The sequence below is a fragment of the Marinobacter sp. genome (assembly GCF_035268745.1).
GTDB lineage: Bacteria > Pseudomonadota > Gammaproteobacteria > Pseudomonadales > Oleiphilaceae > Marinobacter.
In genome coordinates this window covers 1-1819 of the sequence record NZ_DATFKH010000149.1, presented here as the reverse complement: position 1 = coordinate 1819, position 1819 = coordinate 1, and the positions used below count along the sequence as shown (strand labels likewise).

Annotated in this window: 2 protein-coding genes; both read left to right on the top strand. The window is 52.6% G+C overall.

What is annotated here, in order from left to right:
• Positions 1-837 (top strand): prolyl aminopeptidase (gene pip, locus VJ956_RS11455; protein WP_324085023.1); only part of this gene is annotated, 837 nt, incomplete at its 5' end.
• A gap of 75 nt (positions 838-912) precedes the next feature.
• On the top strand, positions 913-1377 hold the full coding sequence (gene dtd / locus VJ956_RS11450; protein WP_324085021.1) for a D-aminoacyl-tRNA deacylase: 465 nt from the start codon (positions 913-915) through the stop codon (positions 1375-1377).
• Positions 1378-1819 lie beyond the last annotated feature (442 nt).

Here is a 1819-nt window from a genome sequence, read left to right as displayed (position 1 = left end):
GGGCCTGGTGGTGGCTGTGAGGATTATCACCGGCGTTTTTTTGATGCCGAGCGTTTCCGCATTATTCTGATGGACCAGCGCGGAGCAGGGCGGTCCCGTCCTCTTGCCGAGCTCGAGGGCAACACCACCCAGGCTCTTGTTGCGGATATGGAAGTGGTGCGTCATTTCCTTGGCATAGAGCAATGGATTCTGTTTGGTGGCAGTTGGGGCTCCACGCTTTCGCTGGTTTATGCGCAGACCTATCCGGAGCGCGTTTCCGGACTGGTCCTGAGGGGTATCTTTCTCTGCCGTCCCGAAGACATCCAGTGGTTTTACCAATCTGGTGCCAGCCGCGTATTTCCGGATTACTGGCAGGATTTTCTTGCCCAGATTCCCACCGGTGAGCGTAATGACCTGGTGAGCGCCTACTACCGCAAACTGACCAGCAGCAACGAACTGGAGCAGATCCAGGCAGCAAAAGCCTGGTCGGTCTGGGAAGGCCGCTGTGCCACGCTTCATCCCAATCCGCGAATCGTAGAACACTTCGGTCACCCCCATGTTGCGATAGCCCTGGCACGTATTGAATGCCATTACTTCATGAATCAGGCTTTTCTGGAGCCTGACCAGATTGTCCGCAATGGGAAGAAACTCAGGGACATTCCCGGGATAATCATCCACGGGCGTTACGACATGATCTGTCCTCTCGATAATGCGTTGGCGCTCAGCCAGTCCTGGCCCGAGGCCGAGCTGAGAATTATCCGGGACGCCGGGCATTCGGCCTCCGAGCCCGCGATTGTTGATGCGCTGATGCGGGGCGTCGAGGAAGTTGCTGAGCGACTCGAGGATGGTGGCGAATAATCCGTTGGCACAGGTTGCAGCGGATCTTCTGCATGGATAATATTTTGTTTTCTGACCTCTTCCGCCGGGAGTTCGATGAAAGGGCTGTTACAACGGGTTTCTCACGCCAGCGTCACGGTTGCTGGTGAAACCATCGCGGAGATCCCCGCAGGACTGCTTCTGCTGTTAGCGGTGGAAAAACCGGATGACTCAACGACGGTGAAGACACTTTGCCGGAAAATACTGGGTTATCGGGTATTCCCGGATGACCAGGGGCGTATGAACCGTTGCTTGCAGGATATAAATGGCTCTCTTCTTGTTGTTCCCCAGTTTACGCTAGCTGCTGACACCCGCTCAGGATCCCGACCGGGCTTCTCTCGTGCCGCCAGCCCGGAATGCGCGCAAGCGCTGTTCCATGAGTTTGTGGCGGAGTCGCAAGCGTTGCTGGGTGCAGAGCGGGTTGGTGAAGGGCGGTTTGGTGCGGATATGAAAGTGGCACTGGTCAATGATGGTCCGGTAACGTTTCTGCTGCAGGTAGGTGGTGTCGCTAAGCGGGGTTAAAAGCGCCCCTTTTTGGCACATCTGTGCCCTAGGTGATCTTTTGTGGTGCAAGATCGGGCTTTCAGTCGAATTGTCAGTTTGGCGATAGAGGGTCAGTATCCTCCCAACCTACTGATATTATGTATCTTATAATATTATGGCATTGGATTTGAACGGAATGGCCACTGAAGCAATCGCAATTTAAAAGCATATAACTCTTCCCTTTTAAGCCTTATTGAGCTAAAAAGACTGAATTTAAAATTTGCAAAATACAAATCAATATATTAAAACGCATTCATCAGGCAGATTATCAAAAAAAGAATGTAAGTGATTGAGCTTGAAAGAGGCAGGCAAGCCGTTTAGATTAAGAAAAACGGGTTGTTACCAACGTGTCATAAAAATGACATGGGCAGCTCTCAGAATGGGGCACAACCAGCCCGACTGGTGAAGTCTGAAGACCGGG

Coding starts and splice junctions, on each gene's coding strand:
- dtd (WP_324085021.1), top strand. CDS start 913: ATGAAAGGGCTGTTACAACGGGTTTCTCACGCCAGCGTCACGGTTGCT.